The 14,988-nt window shown below is 44.4% G+C and carries 9 protein-coding genes; 1 reads left to right on the top strand and 8 read right to left on the bottom strand.

The window, feature by feature from the left end; translation table 11 throughout:
- Nucleotides 1-11 precede the first annotated feature (11 nt).
- The 8 genes from M1K58_RS22040 to M1K58_RS22005 all read right to left on the bottom strand — a co-directional run bounded on the left by M1K58_RS22040 (nucleotide 12) and on the right by M1K58_RS22005 (nucleotide 13,808).
- Nucleotides 12-1,850, bottom strand: a complete 1,839-nt coding sequence (locus tag M1K58_RS22040; RefSeq protein WP_256761047.1) for a UbiD family decarboxylase — start codon at nucleotides 1,848-1,850, stop codon at nucleotides 12-14.
- A gap of 585 nt (nucleotides 1,851-2,435) precedes the next feature.
- Nucleotides 2,436-5,984 (bottom strand): S-layer homology domain-containing protein, encoded by a 3,549-nt coding sequence (locus M1K58_RS22035; protein ID WP_256761046.1) that lies wholly within the window; start codon nucleotides 5,982-5,984, stop codon nucleotides 2,436-2,438.
- 421 nt (nucleotides 5,985-6,405) lie between these two features.
- Nucleotides 6,406-7,425, bottom strand: a complete 1,020-nt coding sequence (locus tag M1K58_RS22030; RefSeq protein ID WP_256761045.1) for a sensor histidine kinase — start codon at nucleotides 7,423-7,425, stop codon at nucleotides 6,406-6,408.
- Entirely contained in the window at nucleotides 7,422-8,105 is a 684-nt protein-coding gene (locus M1K58_RS22025; RefSeq protein ID WP_256761044.1) for a response regulator transcription factor, read from the bottom strand. The genes M1K58_RS22030 and M1K58_RS22025 overlap by 4 nt, the downstream gene beginning before the upstream one ends.
- A gap of 51 nt (nucleotides 8,106-8,156) precedes the next feature.
- Complete coding sequence (locus M1K58_RS22020; protein ID WP_256761043.1) at nucleotides 8,157-10,637, bottom strand: ABC transporter permease; 2,481 nt, start codon at nucleotides 10,635-10,637, stop codon at nucleotides 8,157-8,159.
- Complete coding sequence (locus M1K58_RS22015) at nucleotides 10,634-11,311, bottom strand: ABC transporter ATP-binding protein (protein WP_256761042.1); 678 nt, start codon at nucleotides 11,309-11,311, stop codon at nucleotides 10,634-10,636. The genes M1K58_RS22020 and M1K58_RS22015 overlap by 4 nt, the downstream gene beginning before the upstream one ends.
- Nucleotides 11,312-11,506: 195 nt before the next feature.
- Nucleotides 11,507-12,829: a 6-phospho-beta-glucosidase gene (locus tag M1K58_RS22010; protein ID WP_256761041.1), complete on the bottom strand. Its 1,323-nt coding sequence runs from the start codon at nucleotides 12,827-12,829 to the stop codon at nucleotides 11,507-11,509.
- A gap of 4 nt (nucleotides 12,830-12,833) precedes the next feature.
- Entirely contained in the window at nucleotides 12,834-13,808 is a 975-nt protein-coding gene (locus M1K58_RS22005) for an N-acetylglucosamine kinase (protein ID WP_256761040.1), read from the bottom strand.
- 385 nt (nucleotides 13,809-14,193) lie between these two features.
- On the opposite strand from M1K58_RS22005, the gene M1K58_RS22000 reads away from it, so the two are divergent.
- Entirely contained in the window at nucleotides 14,194-14,907 is a 714-nt protein-coding gene (locus M1K58_RS22000) for a GntR family transcriptional regulator (RefSeq protein ID WP_256761039.1), read from the top strand.
- Nucleotides 14,908-14,988: the final 81 nt, after the last annotated feature.

Below are 14,988 nucleotides of genomic sequence, written 5' to 3'. Positions count from 1 at the left end.
ACGATTTACACTTACAGCCCCTTCAAACCACCCAAGCTAGCTCCTTGGACAAATAATCTCTCGATATTTTTCTCCACAGTTGGATCTGCAATTAATGGTGGTGCTTGGTGAGGCTTGATGCGGGCATCAATAATGAAGTTATCACAGCCCCAGTGCTTATTCTCGAAACGACTGTTCACACCATAGATATCATGTGACGGATTGCTTCGCGTGAATGTCGCCCATAGGAAATTTTTGATCGTCGCACTGATAAAATCACTATCATCAGCCAAGATGATCATCGGGCATGAGGGGATCAGTCCCTTCTCTTGGATCGCGTTGCATAAGCCTTGCAAATCCTGCTCAGCTCCAGCGTAGTCTACAAATTGAGGCCCCTGAATGGCGACAACACCCGGCATCACCAAACGAGCATTTTCAAAGCCTCGTATTTGCTTTAACTCCTCAGGAACCTCTTTGCACAATTCCCTCTTCTTCTCCCCACAGGCTGCGAACACAACTTTGCTACCTGTATTTAGCCCCGTACCTGAATAATCAAGGGTATCAATCGTCGTATTCGTATAAAAATGAATATCTCGACGAAGATCAATACGTTCCATAATGTAAGTTAGGAACTCCACCTCATGATGCGTACTAATGGGTTGCTGCTCTTCTGCCGTAATGAATACATATTTGGCCAAGCTCAGCTGTCCCGTTCCTAGAATCCGATTGGCGATCGTGAGTAGCTCAGCCGGTTGCTTGATTTGTTGGTACGGGGTGTAACGTTCGCTCCCAATAGCAAAAAGCAACGGATGCACGCCAGCAGCATCGACAGCATGGACCTCTTTCACGCCAGGGATTTCTTGTCTGATGGCATCCCCTGTTAACTCATGAATAAGATCGCCGAATGCAGTATCCTCTTGTGGAGGTCGACCTACAACTGTAAATGGCCATATCGCATTAGGCTTAGCGTACACTTTATGTACTTTCATGACTGGGAAAGGATGAGTCAAGCTATAATAGCCCAGATGATCACCGAATGGTCCCTCCGGCTTAGTCTCTCCCGGATGAATCTCTCCAGTAATGACAAAATCAGCATCGTTGCTAATGCAGAATCCATCGACATAACTATAGTTAAAACGGTGCCCGGACAGCATACCTGCAACGGTCATTTCACTTAAACCCTCTGGTAAAGGCATGACAGCCGCCAATGTATGCGCTGGAGGTCCACCTACAAAACAGCTGACCTTCAGAGGAACTCCGAGCTTGTTCGTCTTGTCCTGGTGAACGCCGATGCCTCTGTGAATCTGATAATGCACACCGATTTCTTTATTCATTTCATATTCATTACCATCTAGTTGAACACGGTACATCCCCAGATTGGAGTTCATAATTCCCGGCTTGTCCGCATCTTCCGTATACACTTGTGGCAAGGTGATAAAAGCTCCTCCATCCATCGGCCAGCTCTGAATAAGCGGAAGATCCGATATTTGGATTTCATGTGCGGCAACCGCTAAGCTGCTCCCTTGTTGCTTGTGTGGCAGAGCTTTCCAAGCTGCCAATCCTGTTCCTATATTTTTCAACGGACTCTTTAAGGCTTTCATTGGATCATTACGCGCAGCCATTACCCCCTGCACGGCTTCCCATGTACTCCGAAAAATAAACTTACTCCGTTCTACCGTGCCGAAAATATTAGAAACCGCTCGAAATTTCGAGCCTTTTACATTTTCAAATAATAATGCAGGGCCGCCTGCCTCATAAACCTTCATATGAATCGCAGCCATCTCGAGATAGGGATCAACTTCTTCCTTAATCCGAACCAGCTGTCCATTCTTCTCTAAGTCAACTAGACAATCCTCTAAATTGCGATACATTAGAACGACTCCAATCCCAGCTACAATATTTGATGGCTACTTCCTATTGTATCTGAAGCGACACATAGACGGAAGTGACGTCCATTACGAATACGTGACATTAAATAGTTGGATAGTGACCGCTGAAGATGAAGAAATATGCGCGTGATTCGGGTGTTTCGGGTTGAATAACGGATCAGATGTCCGTAAGAGCAACACCCGGTCGGCTTGTTTAGCAGAAGACAATCATTTAGATGTGCTTTACTGATAACGAAGCGGAGCTTTTTTTTGCTAAAGGGACGTAGAGCCATAGTGTCATTATTTGAGCGAGAATACGTGGAATCGTTACATGCAAATATCGATTCAGGAATTAAACTCTGGACGAATCGATGCCGCAATTGTCGAAGATGCTGTCGCGATTGAGAGGGTCGTGCTAATCCAAACATGAAATGGAACCCAACAAAGGTTGGTTTTCGAACAAAAGATAAAAAACCCAACAATTGTGCGTTTTATGGCACGGATTGTTGGGTTTCTGTTCTAATAAAGTCGAAATCGAAAGTTCTTCGAGTCTCGCTCCTATACTAACTTTGTGTGTTTATCGTTATATTACTTGTTCATTTGCTCCAGCATTTTCAACAGTACAGTTATAGCTTCTGCTCTTGTCGCATTGTCTTGAGGGGAGAATTTGTTGCCGCTTTTCCCTTGTACAATGCTGGCTTGCTTCACGATCGCAACGCTACCCTTCGCCCAAGCTGGAATATCCTTATCATCAGCGAAGCCCGTTGCGGTATTTGCTTCGATAGGTTGTCCCAACGCACTCGCAATCATCACTGCCATCTCGGCACGGGTAACCTCTGCATTCGGACGGAAGCTTCCGTCCTGATTGCCTTTAATAATGCCTGCTTGTACCGCTTGAGCAACAGCATTCTGCGCCCATGCTCCGATCTTCGCGTTATCTGTGAAAGTCAGCTTTGCTCCATTCCCTTGCAGCTTCAACACATTCATCAGCATTACCGCGAATTCAGCGCGAGTCACTGTAGCGTTTGGTTTGAATGTTCCGTCCGTATAACCTTTGACGATGCCGCCGTATACCGCTTGTTTAATACTGGCTTCCGCCCAATGTTTAGCGATATCACTAAACTTAACCTCTGAAGTGGTGTCTTTTGGTTGTTCTGGTTCAGGTACGACCACCGTTGGATCTACTACGAATACCGCAAACTTCGTGAAGTGATCAACCTCTACGCTAATCCGATTTCCGTTGATCTTGCCGCTCGTAACTTCCAACCATACCTTCTTCACTTCGTCATAGTAGAATATAGCTGGTCTTTGATCTTTTTTGACGCTTGTTGGATCAAAAACAAAGGTCAGTGTAACCGGCTTATTGAAGTTTTCTGGGAAATTCTTCAGAATCTCGTAGATTGAGCTTGCTAGAACTTGATTATTCTTTAGCAGGTTTTGCGTATCTAGTAATTTGGCTATCGTTAATTTCAGTTCTTTACTTGAAGCACCTGTCGGAATAGTGACCGTAACTGCATCTCCTAAGCTAACTTGGCCCGATTGACCTGTAGGAAGCGTTAATTTGCCATCCGTAGGAGTTGAAGAAACACCGCCGCCGCCGCCGCCGCCAGAGGATGCCGCTTTCACAGTCACGGTATAAGTCACCTTCGTTACTCCATCCTGCGCAGTAACAATGACCTTATTACCTGTTGCTAATGCTGTAGCTACAGTTGTTCCATCTGCTTCGTACACTTCTACTGTTGCATCTGGTGCTGGCGTTATGGCTGCCTTCAACACTGCTAACGTTGTTCCGTAGGGTATGTTCGTAATCGTTTCATTCGCTGTGCCACCAATACTGACTGTTCCTATTGTGGAAGTCAGCGTAGCAGATGTACTTAATGCTACCTTCACAGCCACGGTATAAGTCACCGTCGTTACTCCATCCTGCGCAGTAACAATGACCTTATTACCTGTTGCTAATGCTGTAGCTATAGTTGTTCCATCTGCTTCGTACACTTCTACTGTTGCATCTGGTGCTGGCGTTATTGCTGCCTTCAACGCTGCTAACGTTGTTCCGTAGGGTATGTTCGTAATTGTTTCATTCGCTGTGCCACCCGTGCTGACTGTTCCTATTGTGGAAGTCATTGTTGCAACAGAGCTTAATTCTACAGCCACGCTATAAGTCACCTTCGTTACTCCATCCTGCGCAGTAACAATGACCTTATTACCTGTTGTTAATACTGTAGCTACAGTTGTTCCATCTGCTTCGTACACTTCTACTGTTGCATCTGGTGCTGGCGTTATTACTGCCTTCAACGCTGCTAACGTTGTTCCGTAGGGTATGTTCGTAATCGTTTCATTTGCTGTGCCACCTGTGCTGACTGTTCCTATTGTGGAAGTCATTGTTGCAACAGAGCTTAATTCTACAGCCACGGTATAAGTCACCTTCGTTACTCCATCCTGCGCAGTAACAATGACCTTATTACCTGTTGTTAATGCTGTAGCTACAGTTGTTCCATCTGCTTTGTACACTTCTACTGTTGCATCTGGTGCTGGCGTTATTGCTGTCTTCAACGCTGCTAACGTTGTTCCGTAGGGTATGTTCGTAATCGTTTCATTCGCTGTGCCGCCTGTGCTGACTGTTCCTATTGTGGAGGTCAGCGTAGCATTCGCTGATGCTGCGTTCACAGTCACGGTATAAGTCACCTTCGTTACTCCATCTTGCGCAGTAACAATGACCTTATTACCTGTTGTTAATGCTGTAGCTACAGTTGTTCCATCTGCTTTGTACACTTCTACTGTTGCATCTGGTGCTGGCGTTATTGCTGTCTTCAACGCTGCTAACGTTGTTCCGTAGGGTATGTTCGTAATCGTTTCATTTGCTGTGCCACCTGTGCTGACTGTTCCTATTGTGGAAGTCAGTGTAGCATTCGTTGATGCTGTAGTTACTGATAAATCACTCGTTGTTGCTGTGTAACCTGATTCAGTATGCGTAATTTCCACTGCAGTTTCATCATGATCTTCGATTGTCAACTGTTCCCCATTCGCAGGGCTTGTTGTATAACCTGCGGCTGTTCCAGATGCAAACGTTACCGTTCCTATTGAACCGTCATTATACGTTTCTATTACTGTCATGCCATCAAGCGCTAATCTATCATTAACAGCTTCAGCATAGAACATCTTCGTTGGCTGGGCACCTACGGCGATGCTGACTAGTTTTAACGCATCCGTTGGTGGGAAAGTTACCGTAAAGGTAACGGAGTTTCCTTCACCCGGTGCCGATGTCGTAGTCGTTCCTACAGTGGCTGAATTGACTACTGTTGGAGTGAATGCTCCTGCTTGAAATTGTTTTGAATTCTTTGATGTTAGTACAACGGTAGCTGAATAGGCTTGACCCGCCTTAAACTTGCCATTTGCGGTTAAGGCTTCATTCCAAGTTACATTTGTTACGGTGTATCCAATATGTGCCGTTGCTGTTTCGACCGTTGCTGTATTCTGCGGTGAAACACCTAATACTGGCGAAGCGATTGTTACTGCTGCTTTTTCGATGCTGTTTAGAGGATTATTTGGATTAGTCCAAATTAATTTGGGACCTGAATATAAAGAAATAGGAAGTGTCGAGATTTCACTCACACTGGATTGGATAACAAATGTGACTAACCCGCTGTCTGTATAGGACGAGAAGCCTCCTTTTACAGTATCAATACGCGTATGACCCCCCCCCTGCTGATCTAAGGCGTCTGTGTTGTAAAAAGTCAGGTTTGGATCTGTGGAATAAGCGAATATTTCTGCGCGCCCGTTCACCGGCTCATCATTTGCACTATAAACCTTATAAGTTACTTTCACAAAACCCGGACGATCAGGAACAGGTGTCGGTTCACCCCATTGTTCAGCATGATCCGCAGCGAACGCAGGTTTTTGTACTGTAATCCCACTTACATCCACATTATCCCCCATAGCGTAAGTGTAATTCGGAACCCAGCTTCTAATGCCATCGCTCACATAGCCGCCTACTATTGTTTTAGTGATGTCGGTATGGGCCTGTACGACAGTCGCACCAGAAGCTTCAGGAACTTGGTACACAGTCCCATCAGAATATCTCACATATAAATGCTCTGAACCACTTAACATATCACTATTAAAATTAAATCTTACCAAGCTTTTATTACCTACACACCCACTTAAAATTATTAAAGCTAATACGGAAAAAATGAATAAATTGCGTGTTGATAATCTCGTTCCCAAACTCTTTGTTATTCGCATGTTATTTCTCCTTAGGTTATCTTTATTTTATCACCCATAAATCGACAATTAATGAGTTGTCCCAATAGTATAATAAATACCGTTCTAACCCGGTAGTGACCGTTGTCATCACTTTGTCATATGACAAAATTACATTTTTTGGACATGAGATCAAATAATTAGAGGTTATTGCTTGCTGGGAAATGAACAAAAAAAAAAAAAAAAACGAGTGCTGTTAAAGGCTGCACCCATTGTGAAATGGTCCGCTGCCTCTTCCGCACACGTTGCCGTAACGATTTCGGCAGTGTAGGATCAATTTCTGATCCTTCTATCCTGTTCACACAGGAATAAAAATCGAAAACAAACTCCCTTTGCCCCATTCAGAGCTAACCCTCATGTAGCCACCTTGCTCCGTAATGATTTTTCTGGCCAAATATAGACCAATTCCCACTCCTTGATTATCAATTACATCGGCTCCGCGATAGAACCGCTTAAAAATCTGGCTCAATTCATGCTCAGGAATGCCCCTCCCGTTATCTTCAATATCGATTCTCGCGAACATCTCATTTTTCTGGATCGAGACTTTGACTAATCCCGCTTCCCCCGCATATTTCACCGCATTGTCCAGCACATTCACGATAGCTTCGCCGGTCCATTTCACATCATGCTGCAGCTCAACGCTCTGCTCACCGCTAAACTGTATTTCTACGTTCTTCATCTCAGCGTGAGGATACACTTGCTTGATCGCGGCAAATACCGTGTTGCCTATATCATGCTTCTCCGTCTGGATCTTAATAATGCCACTCTCTAGCCGAGACATCTTGATCAAATTATCCATCAGCCACGTCAGCTTTTCCGTCTGACTACGCAGAATCCGAGTAAACTCCTGACGCTTGTCCGCAGTTAATCCACTGTCCATTAGCAAGCCATTATAGATGGTCAGATTGGCTAGCGGTGTTTTCAACTGGTGGGCAATATCGGAAATGAGTGATTTCACTTCCTCGCTCTCCACTTTATACCGCTGCTTCTGCATCCTTAGAATACCCGATAGCTTAAGCACTTGCTCCTGTAGCTTGGACAGCATATTATCCTCTGCAACGGAGAACATTTCTCTGTCTTGCCTATCAATAATGGATTGAATGGTCAGTGAGAGCTTAGATAGGATGGAGGACATTTGGTTCCGAATAGCCAACATAAAACCTGTAAAAATCCCAGCTGCTGCCACAGCAAAAAGAACCGATGTCACGATTACGGTCCGACTAGCCTCATATTGAATTAGGAAAAAAATAAATAAGCCGCATGCAATAGCATACAGCGTCGAGCTAATGAGGATAATCCGAGTAAAGGAGCTTCTCAACCTTCACTCCCCCAGGTGTAGCCGATTCCAAAAACGGTCTTAATATAGACGTTTTGTTTCGGATCGTCTTCGATTTTATGACGTAATCTCTTGATATTGACGCTTAATGTATTCTCATCCACGAAAATCCCATCCAAGTCCCATAGCTTCTCAAGTATCATCTGTCTGGTCATCACCATTTTATTATTCCGGGTAAGGATAGATAGAAGCTTGAATTCCGTAGTCGTTAGCTTAACCTCTTGGTTATGCTTGTACACCTTCATCTTATCATAGTGGACGGTCAAATCCTTATCGGAAAATAGCTGGGGATTGTCCTCTCCACCCCCTCTGCGCAAAATCGCCTTCAGACGCTGACTTAACACCGCCATACTGAAAGGCTTGGCCATATAATCATCCGCTCCTGATTCGAAGCCCTCTATCATGTCCTGCTCCGTATCTTTGGCCGTCAGGAATAGAATGGGGACATCCGAGACTTGGCGAATTTCCTTACACAACTCAATTCCGCTTCTGTCGGGTAGATTAATATCAAGGATAATGAGGTGAACGTCATGGCTCCGAAATGCAATCAGACCCTCTGCACTCGAGAATGAAGATACAATATCGTAATTTTCATTCCCAAGTGCATAAGAAAGCCCCTCGTTCAATAACCGATCATCTTCGACAATGAGAATCCTAGCCATGATGTCCACCTCCCTTTATCCTTCAACCTATTACTAGCCCAATAGTTCGCTTTAACTCGCTTCTCTCAACCGTTCCACGATACTCATCTTCTTCGATCTATTATAAGCGATAATCGGCACACTTAGGCAAGCTGCGAACACTAACACAAGCGCGATCAGCAAAGGAAGAGTCGGAAAAGTATAGATCGCATAATCAGCCTCCTGGCTAAACACATAGTAAGCGCCATAGCTAATCAGAGTTCCAATCGTAGTAATCAGCAAAGTGGATATGACCGCATATCCTGTTCCTTCGAGCAGTAGCATTTTCCGCAATTGGCGCTTCGTCATGCCGATGCTTTCCATCACTGCAAACTCCTGCTTACGCACCACAACACTCGTAAACATCGTACTAATGAAGTTGAGAATACCGATGGCGGCAAGAATCAGCGTAATGGCGCCACCTAGAATGAAGAAGATGATTTTGGTAGACTCCATTTTCTCCGCCCATTGCAGCTTTGATGTCAGCTCAATCTCACGATCACCTGCAATCAAGGCCTCCAATTGCTCCTGAATTCGCTCATGCTCACTTTTATCAGCCTGAATGTTCATTTTATACAGAATCGGATCTTTAATGATTTGCTTCATAGCGTTATGACTGACGTATACATTAGGTGCCATCCCGCCGAACGAAACCTGGAATTGTGGGCTTACAAAGCCGCCTATCTCAAGCTCTCGGTCAACGCCACCCTCCTTAAAGTTTAACTGGAATCGATCCCCCCTGTTAAAAACCTCTTCGCTTGCGCTCAGTAGGGCAATTTCACCTTTCTCGAATCTTTCTACATCTATGGGTGTTTTAAGACTTTTATTTAGTTCAGTTACATATTTGGTATCGATCCCAATTAGCACTGACCAAAACATACCCGAATCCTTCAATTGCTCGTCAGTGGGGCGTTCCATACTGTATCTCATAACGATATCATCGACGAATTTTCCAAATACTTCAGGTGTATAATTGAGACTTCCTCCCCTATCGATATAGGTATTTCTGACGTCCGAAACCCCGCTCAGTTGCTGAACAGCCTCGGCCATCTCCTCCGTTATTTTCTGTTTTTGCTCCCCTTGATAGCCAAAATCGACCGTCTTATTAATCAATTCAAAATCATTATCCACATAGCTAGATATAAAATTGTCCGTATTCATGCTTAGAACAAGTGTATTGATCGTCAGAAAAGTAGTGAGGCCTATGAACAGCGACAGGAATACGGTTAAAGCCCGCTTCTTATCTCGAAACATGTTACGTAATGCCATGCGATATAGCTTCGAGCCATGTCTACTCTTTTTCGTTGTCGTTCTCACATACTTCGCAGCTTCTACGGGGGAAATCTTCGCTGCAATTCGGGCTGGCTTCCTGCATCCAGCCATTGTCGTCAGCCAGGCGAACAACGCCGCTCCCACATAAATGATGGGATGAAAAGAAATTTCAACTTCCGTATCCAGAGTGAAGGCTTCAATCGCCATCGGTACCGCAACTAATGATGTGATCACACCTGCTGCAAGTCCTAGGGGTATTCCAATCCACGCCAACCGCACAGCTTGGCCATTCACCATTCTTATCACTTGTTTTCTCGTCATCCCAATCGTCTTTAACAGCCCGTAAAATTTAGTATCCGTAGCTACGGATATATAGAGCACATTGTAGATGAGCAAATATCCACTAAACATGACAAATACGATAATGCCGGCGATCCCCATCATAGTTGTCATTTTAGAGCTGTTTTGATCTTCTATCGTTGAATAGCTAACCAGATTCTGATCCTCATTCGGCTTTAATTCCTGTTCCAGCTGGTTCATCCTTTGATCTATGCTGCTTCCACCCTTGAATGCAATGGATGCCACTGCTACTGGACCCTTGTCGCTAGAGGCTGCGCCCACAGACTCCGCAAATTCACGAGATACAATAATAACACCAGAGTTACCAGAACGAAGCTGAGAATAATCGGTATACCACCCGCTTAGAGTGAAGGTTTCCTTGTTCTCCCCCGCTTCACTTCGATACGTTAGAGGCAAAGTCATCCCGACTGTCGGCTCTGTGATCTCAAGCTTGTCCAATATCCAGGTTGGGACGATCACTTCATTGCGCTTCTCAGGGTAAGCATTGATCTTGTTGCCTAAGAGAGGCGCCCTCATATTGTCCCATTCAGACTCATCGTATGAGTGCATAGTAACTTCTAGATCACCCATCTCTTGCGTTGGGATTACCTGCGCGACTTGTGTATCGAGTCCTACATCGCTCACATACGGTAGCTGTTTCAACCGTGTAATCTGTTCCTGTGATGGATTGAATAGTGCTGCATCCGCTGTCGTACCGATCATTCTTACCTGTTGCATCTCGTAGGTTTTCATAAAGCTCATCCCAAGAGTGAAAACCGACGTTAGCAGCCAAGTCGTTAAAATGACAGCCAAAATAACATAACGGTTCCTTGTTCGGTTTGCCTTCAAGCTACTTCGAATCATTTTCTTAATGATGCCTTTATTCGAATTAGGAAACATCATGGCTGTTTCCCCCCAACAACCTTACCATCACCAATGCGGATGATCGTATCGGCAAGTTGAGCAATTTCTTCGCTATGTGTAATAATCACCATCGTCTGATTGAATTGCTTGCTCGTTACTTTGAGTAGCCCAATGACTTCCTGACTTGTCCGACTATCCAAGTTACCCGTAGGCTCGTCCGCGAGAATAATGGAGGGTTTCGTGGCAAGCGCCCTAGCAATAGCCACCCTTTGTTGCTGCCCACCGGACAAGTGACTTGGCAAGCTATCCAGCTTCTCTGTCAAACCTAACGTTTTCACAATATGCTCCACATACGTTTTATCGACTGTATTTCCGTCCAGCTCAATCGGTAGCACAATATTCTCATATACATTCAGAATGGGAACGAGGTTGTAATGTTGAAAAACAAACCCGATTTTCCTCCGTCTGAATACCGTTAACTCATCGTCATTCATATCGAATATAGACTTCCCATCTACGACAACCTGTCCACTAGTCGCGCGATCTAGACCGCCTAGCATGTGCAACAACGTGGATTTCCCACTCCCCGAAGTACCTACGATAGCTGCAAACTCACCCTCATTAATCTCTATATTAACGCCATCCAGCGCCTTAACCTGATTGGGCTCCTTGCCGTATAGCTTTCTAAGATCAACTGTTCGCAATATACTCATCGTGATCCACTCCATCCTGCAAATTGTAACTACAGTCTGAATTATACTCCCCACTTCTTACATTCTCGTGACAGGGATGGATTGCGAGTGGCTGAATTCTATTCTCACTCCACATGGTTGGAACGTTTGCTCAGCAAACAACCACGTCTCAATTGACGTGGTTGTGGTCCTTCCTTTGTATAGAGTCCCGGCTGTTTAAGCATTTTTGAATTGAGGTAGATAAGCTTCGTTCTGCACAAGAATTTCACTTAGTAACGATTTGGCGAGCTGCTCATCTCCAATGAGTGGATGGATTGTGAGCGCCTGCAGAGCTGCATTGTAATCACCGAATACAGCAGCTTGTACGGTTAATTCTTCATAAGCTTTTACAATTTGCAGCAGTCCTCTAATTTGAGGCGGCAGAGCTTTACTTAGCGAGATCGGATGTGGTCCATCCGATTTAATGACACAGTTAACTTCAATAGATACCTCATCTGGCAGGCATGAGATAATCCCTCCATTGCGAACGTTCACAACTTGAATATCTCCGCTATCGTTGTAGATCGATTTCATCAATTGTACAGCAGCTTCAGAGTAATAGGCGCCTCCACGCTTTTCAAGTTGGGGAGGCTTAGACACGAGCTCAGGCTTTTTGTAAAGCTCGAACAGCTCCGCCTCTACTTCCTTTACATCATCCGCTCTCGTTTTTCCTGTTTCCTGGAATTTAGAGTTCATCTCGCGGAACATTTCATCCTTCATGTAGTAGTAGCGATGATAAGCACACGGCAATGCTCCGACGGATGATATAAATTGCGAATCCCATTCCAAGTCAGGGATGTTTTTCATCGAAAACCCACTTGCTCCTGCGATTTTTTTAAGAAAGTCCTCTGTTTGATCTTTCCCATCAATGACAACCTTCGTTGTCCAGTTAAGATGGTTAATCCCGACCATTTCGATGAACAGATCCTCTTGATTAACGTCATAGAGCTCCGCGATTTGCATTTTGGTATCGATTGGTAAATTGCACAAGCCAACGGATTTCACCTTGGTGTGCTTGTTGACTGCCTCCGTCACCAAGCCTGCCGGATTTGTAAAGTTAATTAAGAATGCATCTGGCGCCAGCTCCTCGATTTCACGGCAAATGTCTAGAATGACCGGAATCGTCCGAAGCGCTTTGGCAAATCCACCTGCGCCAGTCGTTTCTTGTCCAATCAAACCATATGATAAAGGTATCTTTTCATCACGCGAACGCGCATCCAGCATGCCTACACGAATTTGAGTGGTAACAAAATCTGCCCCTCTAATCGCTTCACGACGATCCATAGTCGTATGAAGCTTGATCGGCTTGCCACTGGCAGTAATCATTCGTTGCGCCAAATCTCCGATAATTCTTAACTTATCCGCACCTTGCTCAATATCGACTAAGATCAGCTCTGTCACAGGAAATTGATCATAATAACGAATCAATCCATCGATTAACTCTGGCGTATAGGAAGAACCTCCACCGATGACCGCAATTTTCAATCTATCTTTTTGCATTTCTTTATCCTCCAAAGTTCGTAAATTTTTCTCTAATTTCTTCTGTAACGGTAATTCCCAGATGATCCATAGCGAGCATAACGGACCCGAATACGGGAACAAGACTTGGAATCACAAATGTACATGAAGCATGGACCGCCGCAACTTCCTTCTTCAATGCTTCAAGCAGAGCTGTGCTCCTTCCGGATTGCAGAATACTTCCTGTCAATACAACCGGAACAGACTGACAGCTAAAGCCACCCAGATTTCGAATAACTGCTGCCGCGGCCAGTCCAAGCTCTCGGCCCATGTTGGTAAGTAGCTCTATTGATAACCAATCGCCTTCTTGAGCCGCCTCATGCACAACGTAAGACAGCTGCAGCGGAGCTTCGGTAATTTCGTCATCTAGACAGCGTTCAATCATCGCTTCCATGCTATCAAAGCCAAGTGCTGAAGGTATTCTCGCAACGAGTAAGCTACTCGGCTCCCGGCCATCCCAACAACGGATTGATCTACTGAAAGCTTGAAAAGCGAGATGATAGCCACCTGCTCGATCGCCAAACAAATCATTAAATCCACCAACCTGCAAGGTTAGACCCTCTTCGTTTCTTCCAGCCGCATTCGTATTGCTACCGCAAACAAGTACGACTCCCGTATTGGATGAACTACCTACACGCAAGCCCTCCATCGTATCGCATACGATATCCACTTGCTGCAAGTTCATCTGTCGCGAAACTTCCGGATAAAGCCTCTTCATATCGAAAGGTCTGTCTGCACCAGCAAGACCGAATTGAACAAAACTCAATTGCTCCTCCTTTAATCCTGCTTGCTGAAGTGCTGTATGCAACGAGTCACGCATGTTGGCTACCGCTGCTTCCGCACCGATAATCTGATGATTACCGCATTGCGACAAACCGGATCCGAGCACATTTCCCTCTTCGTCAACAACAAGTGAAAATGTTTTACTGCCTCCCCCATCCACTCCCGCAAAATATCTCATGAGCTAACTCCCTTCAAGTCGATCACAGTAGGTTGTCGTATTCCAATATCAATTCTCAATATTTGTTATTACCAATACGTTGATTATAATATTCATTACTACAAATGTAAAACAAAAATTGTACCATTGTAAAACTCTAACTATTTTATCAAGTAATTAGAAATGGATTCCCAATGAGCTGGACTTAATTTATAATTTAAGGATACTCCTTTCATAGTTACAGGTCGGAGATCGAATTCATCTCCTTTTTGGCCACTGTTAAAGGTAATGATTAATCCCACAATTTAGATTTCAATTTTTTTATTTGTCACTACCTTTTAATCGTTTTAAGCCAAATAATATATGTGATATAATAGATTCACATTGAAAACGGAGGAAATTTGTAATGACAAAGAGAACAGGAAACTCCTTATACTTTAATATTAAAGAGCAGCTACTTAAACAAATTCAATCCGGTACGTATACCGTTGGTGAAAGATTGCCGACAGAAGCCGACCTGTGCAACTTATATTCCGCAAGCCGAACAACGATACGACTCGCACTCAGCGAGCTTGAAATGCAAGGCATACTCGAACGTATTCAAGGTAAAGGCACATTCGTTAAGCGCAAAGAGCTTCACCTTATCCAGACAAGAAGCTTTTCCGAAGATATCATGATGCAAGGCAAAGAACCGACGAGTAAAATTATCGAGGCGAAGGTTATTCCTGCCGAGGCACCCTTGAACGAGTTTTTACAAGTCCCTCTTAACTCTCCAATTAATCAATTGTTACGAGTTCGATATGCGGATGGAGAACCGCTAATATACGAGAGAACCTATATTTCATGGAATCTGGCACCCGGTCTAGTGAATGATTACAACGACGGTTCACTATTTGAATTTCTCGAAACAAAATATCAGCTTAAAGCTCATCGTTCCGTTGAACAACTTAAACCCATTCTTGCGGACAAAGTCGCAAAAAAGCTCCTTGGGATTAAGGAAGGCTCACCTTGCTTACAGGTCAAGACCTTTACTTATCTTTCTGACAATCTACCTTTGGAATACAGCTTCGGTGTATTTCGCGGCGATTTTTCCAATTACACGATAGAGAGATTTTTCTAGAGCATCGCGAGAGTATCAACTACGCCTTTTCCGATTCAAAAGAGAGATCAAAAAAGAAGATCGCCATAACAGGCGATCTTC

Source organism: Cohnella sp. WQ 127256 (genome assembly GCF_024519285.1).
Lineage (GTDB): Bacteria > Bacillota > Bacilli > Paenibacillales > Paenibacillaceae > Cohnella.
This window is presented reverse-complemented; position numbering and strand designations above follow the sequence as displayed.

Bases quoted from the DNA above. Each gene is read 5' to 3' on its own strand.
- M1K58_RS22025 (WP_256761044.1), bottom strand. From the start codon at position 8,105: ATGGCTAGGATTCTCATTGTCGAAGATGATCGGTTATTGAACGAGGGG.
- M1K58_RS22010 (WP_256761041.1), bottom strand. From the start codon at position 12,829: ATGCAAAAAGATAGATTGAAAATTGCGGTCATCGGTGGAGGTTCTTCC.
- M1K58_RS22020 (WP_256761043.1), bottom strand. From the start codon at position 10,637: ATGATGTTTCCTAATTCGAATAAAGGCATCATTAAGAAAATGATTCGA.
- M1K58_RS22040 (WP_256761047.1), bottom strand. From the start codon at position 1,850: ATGTATCGCAATTTAGAGGATTGTCTAGTTGACTTAGAGAAGAATGGA.
- M1K58_RS22015 (WP_256761042.1), bottom strand. From the start codon at position 11,311: ATGAGTATATTGCGAACAGTTGATCTTAGAAAGCTATACGGCAAGGAG.
- M1K58_RS22005 (WP_256761040.1), bottom strand. From the start codon at position 13,808: ATGAGATATTTTGCGGGAGTGGATGGGGGAGGCAGTAAAACATTTTCA.
- M1K58_RS22000 (WP_256761039.1), top strand. From the start codon at position 14,194: ATGACAAAGAGAACAGGAAACTCCTTATACTTTAATATTAAAGAGCAG.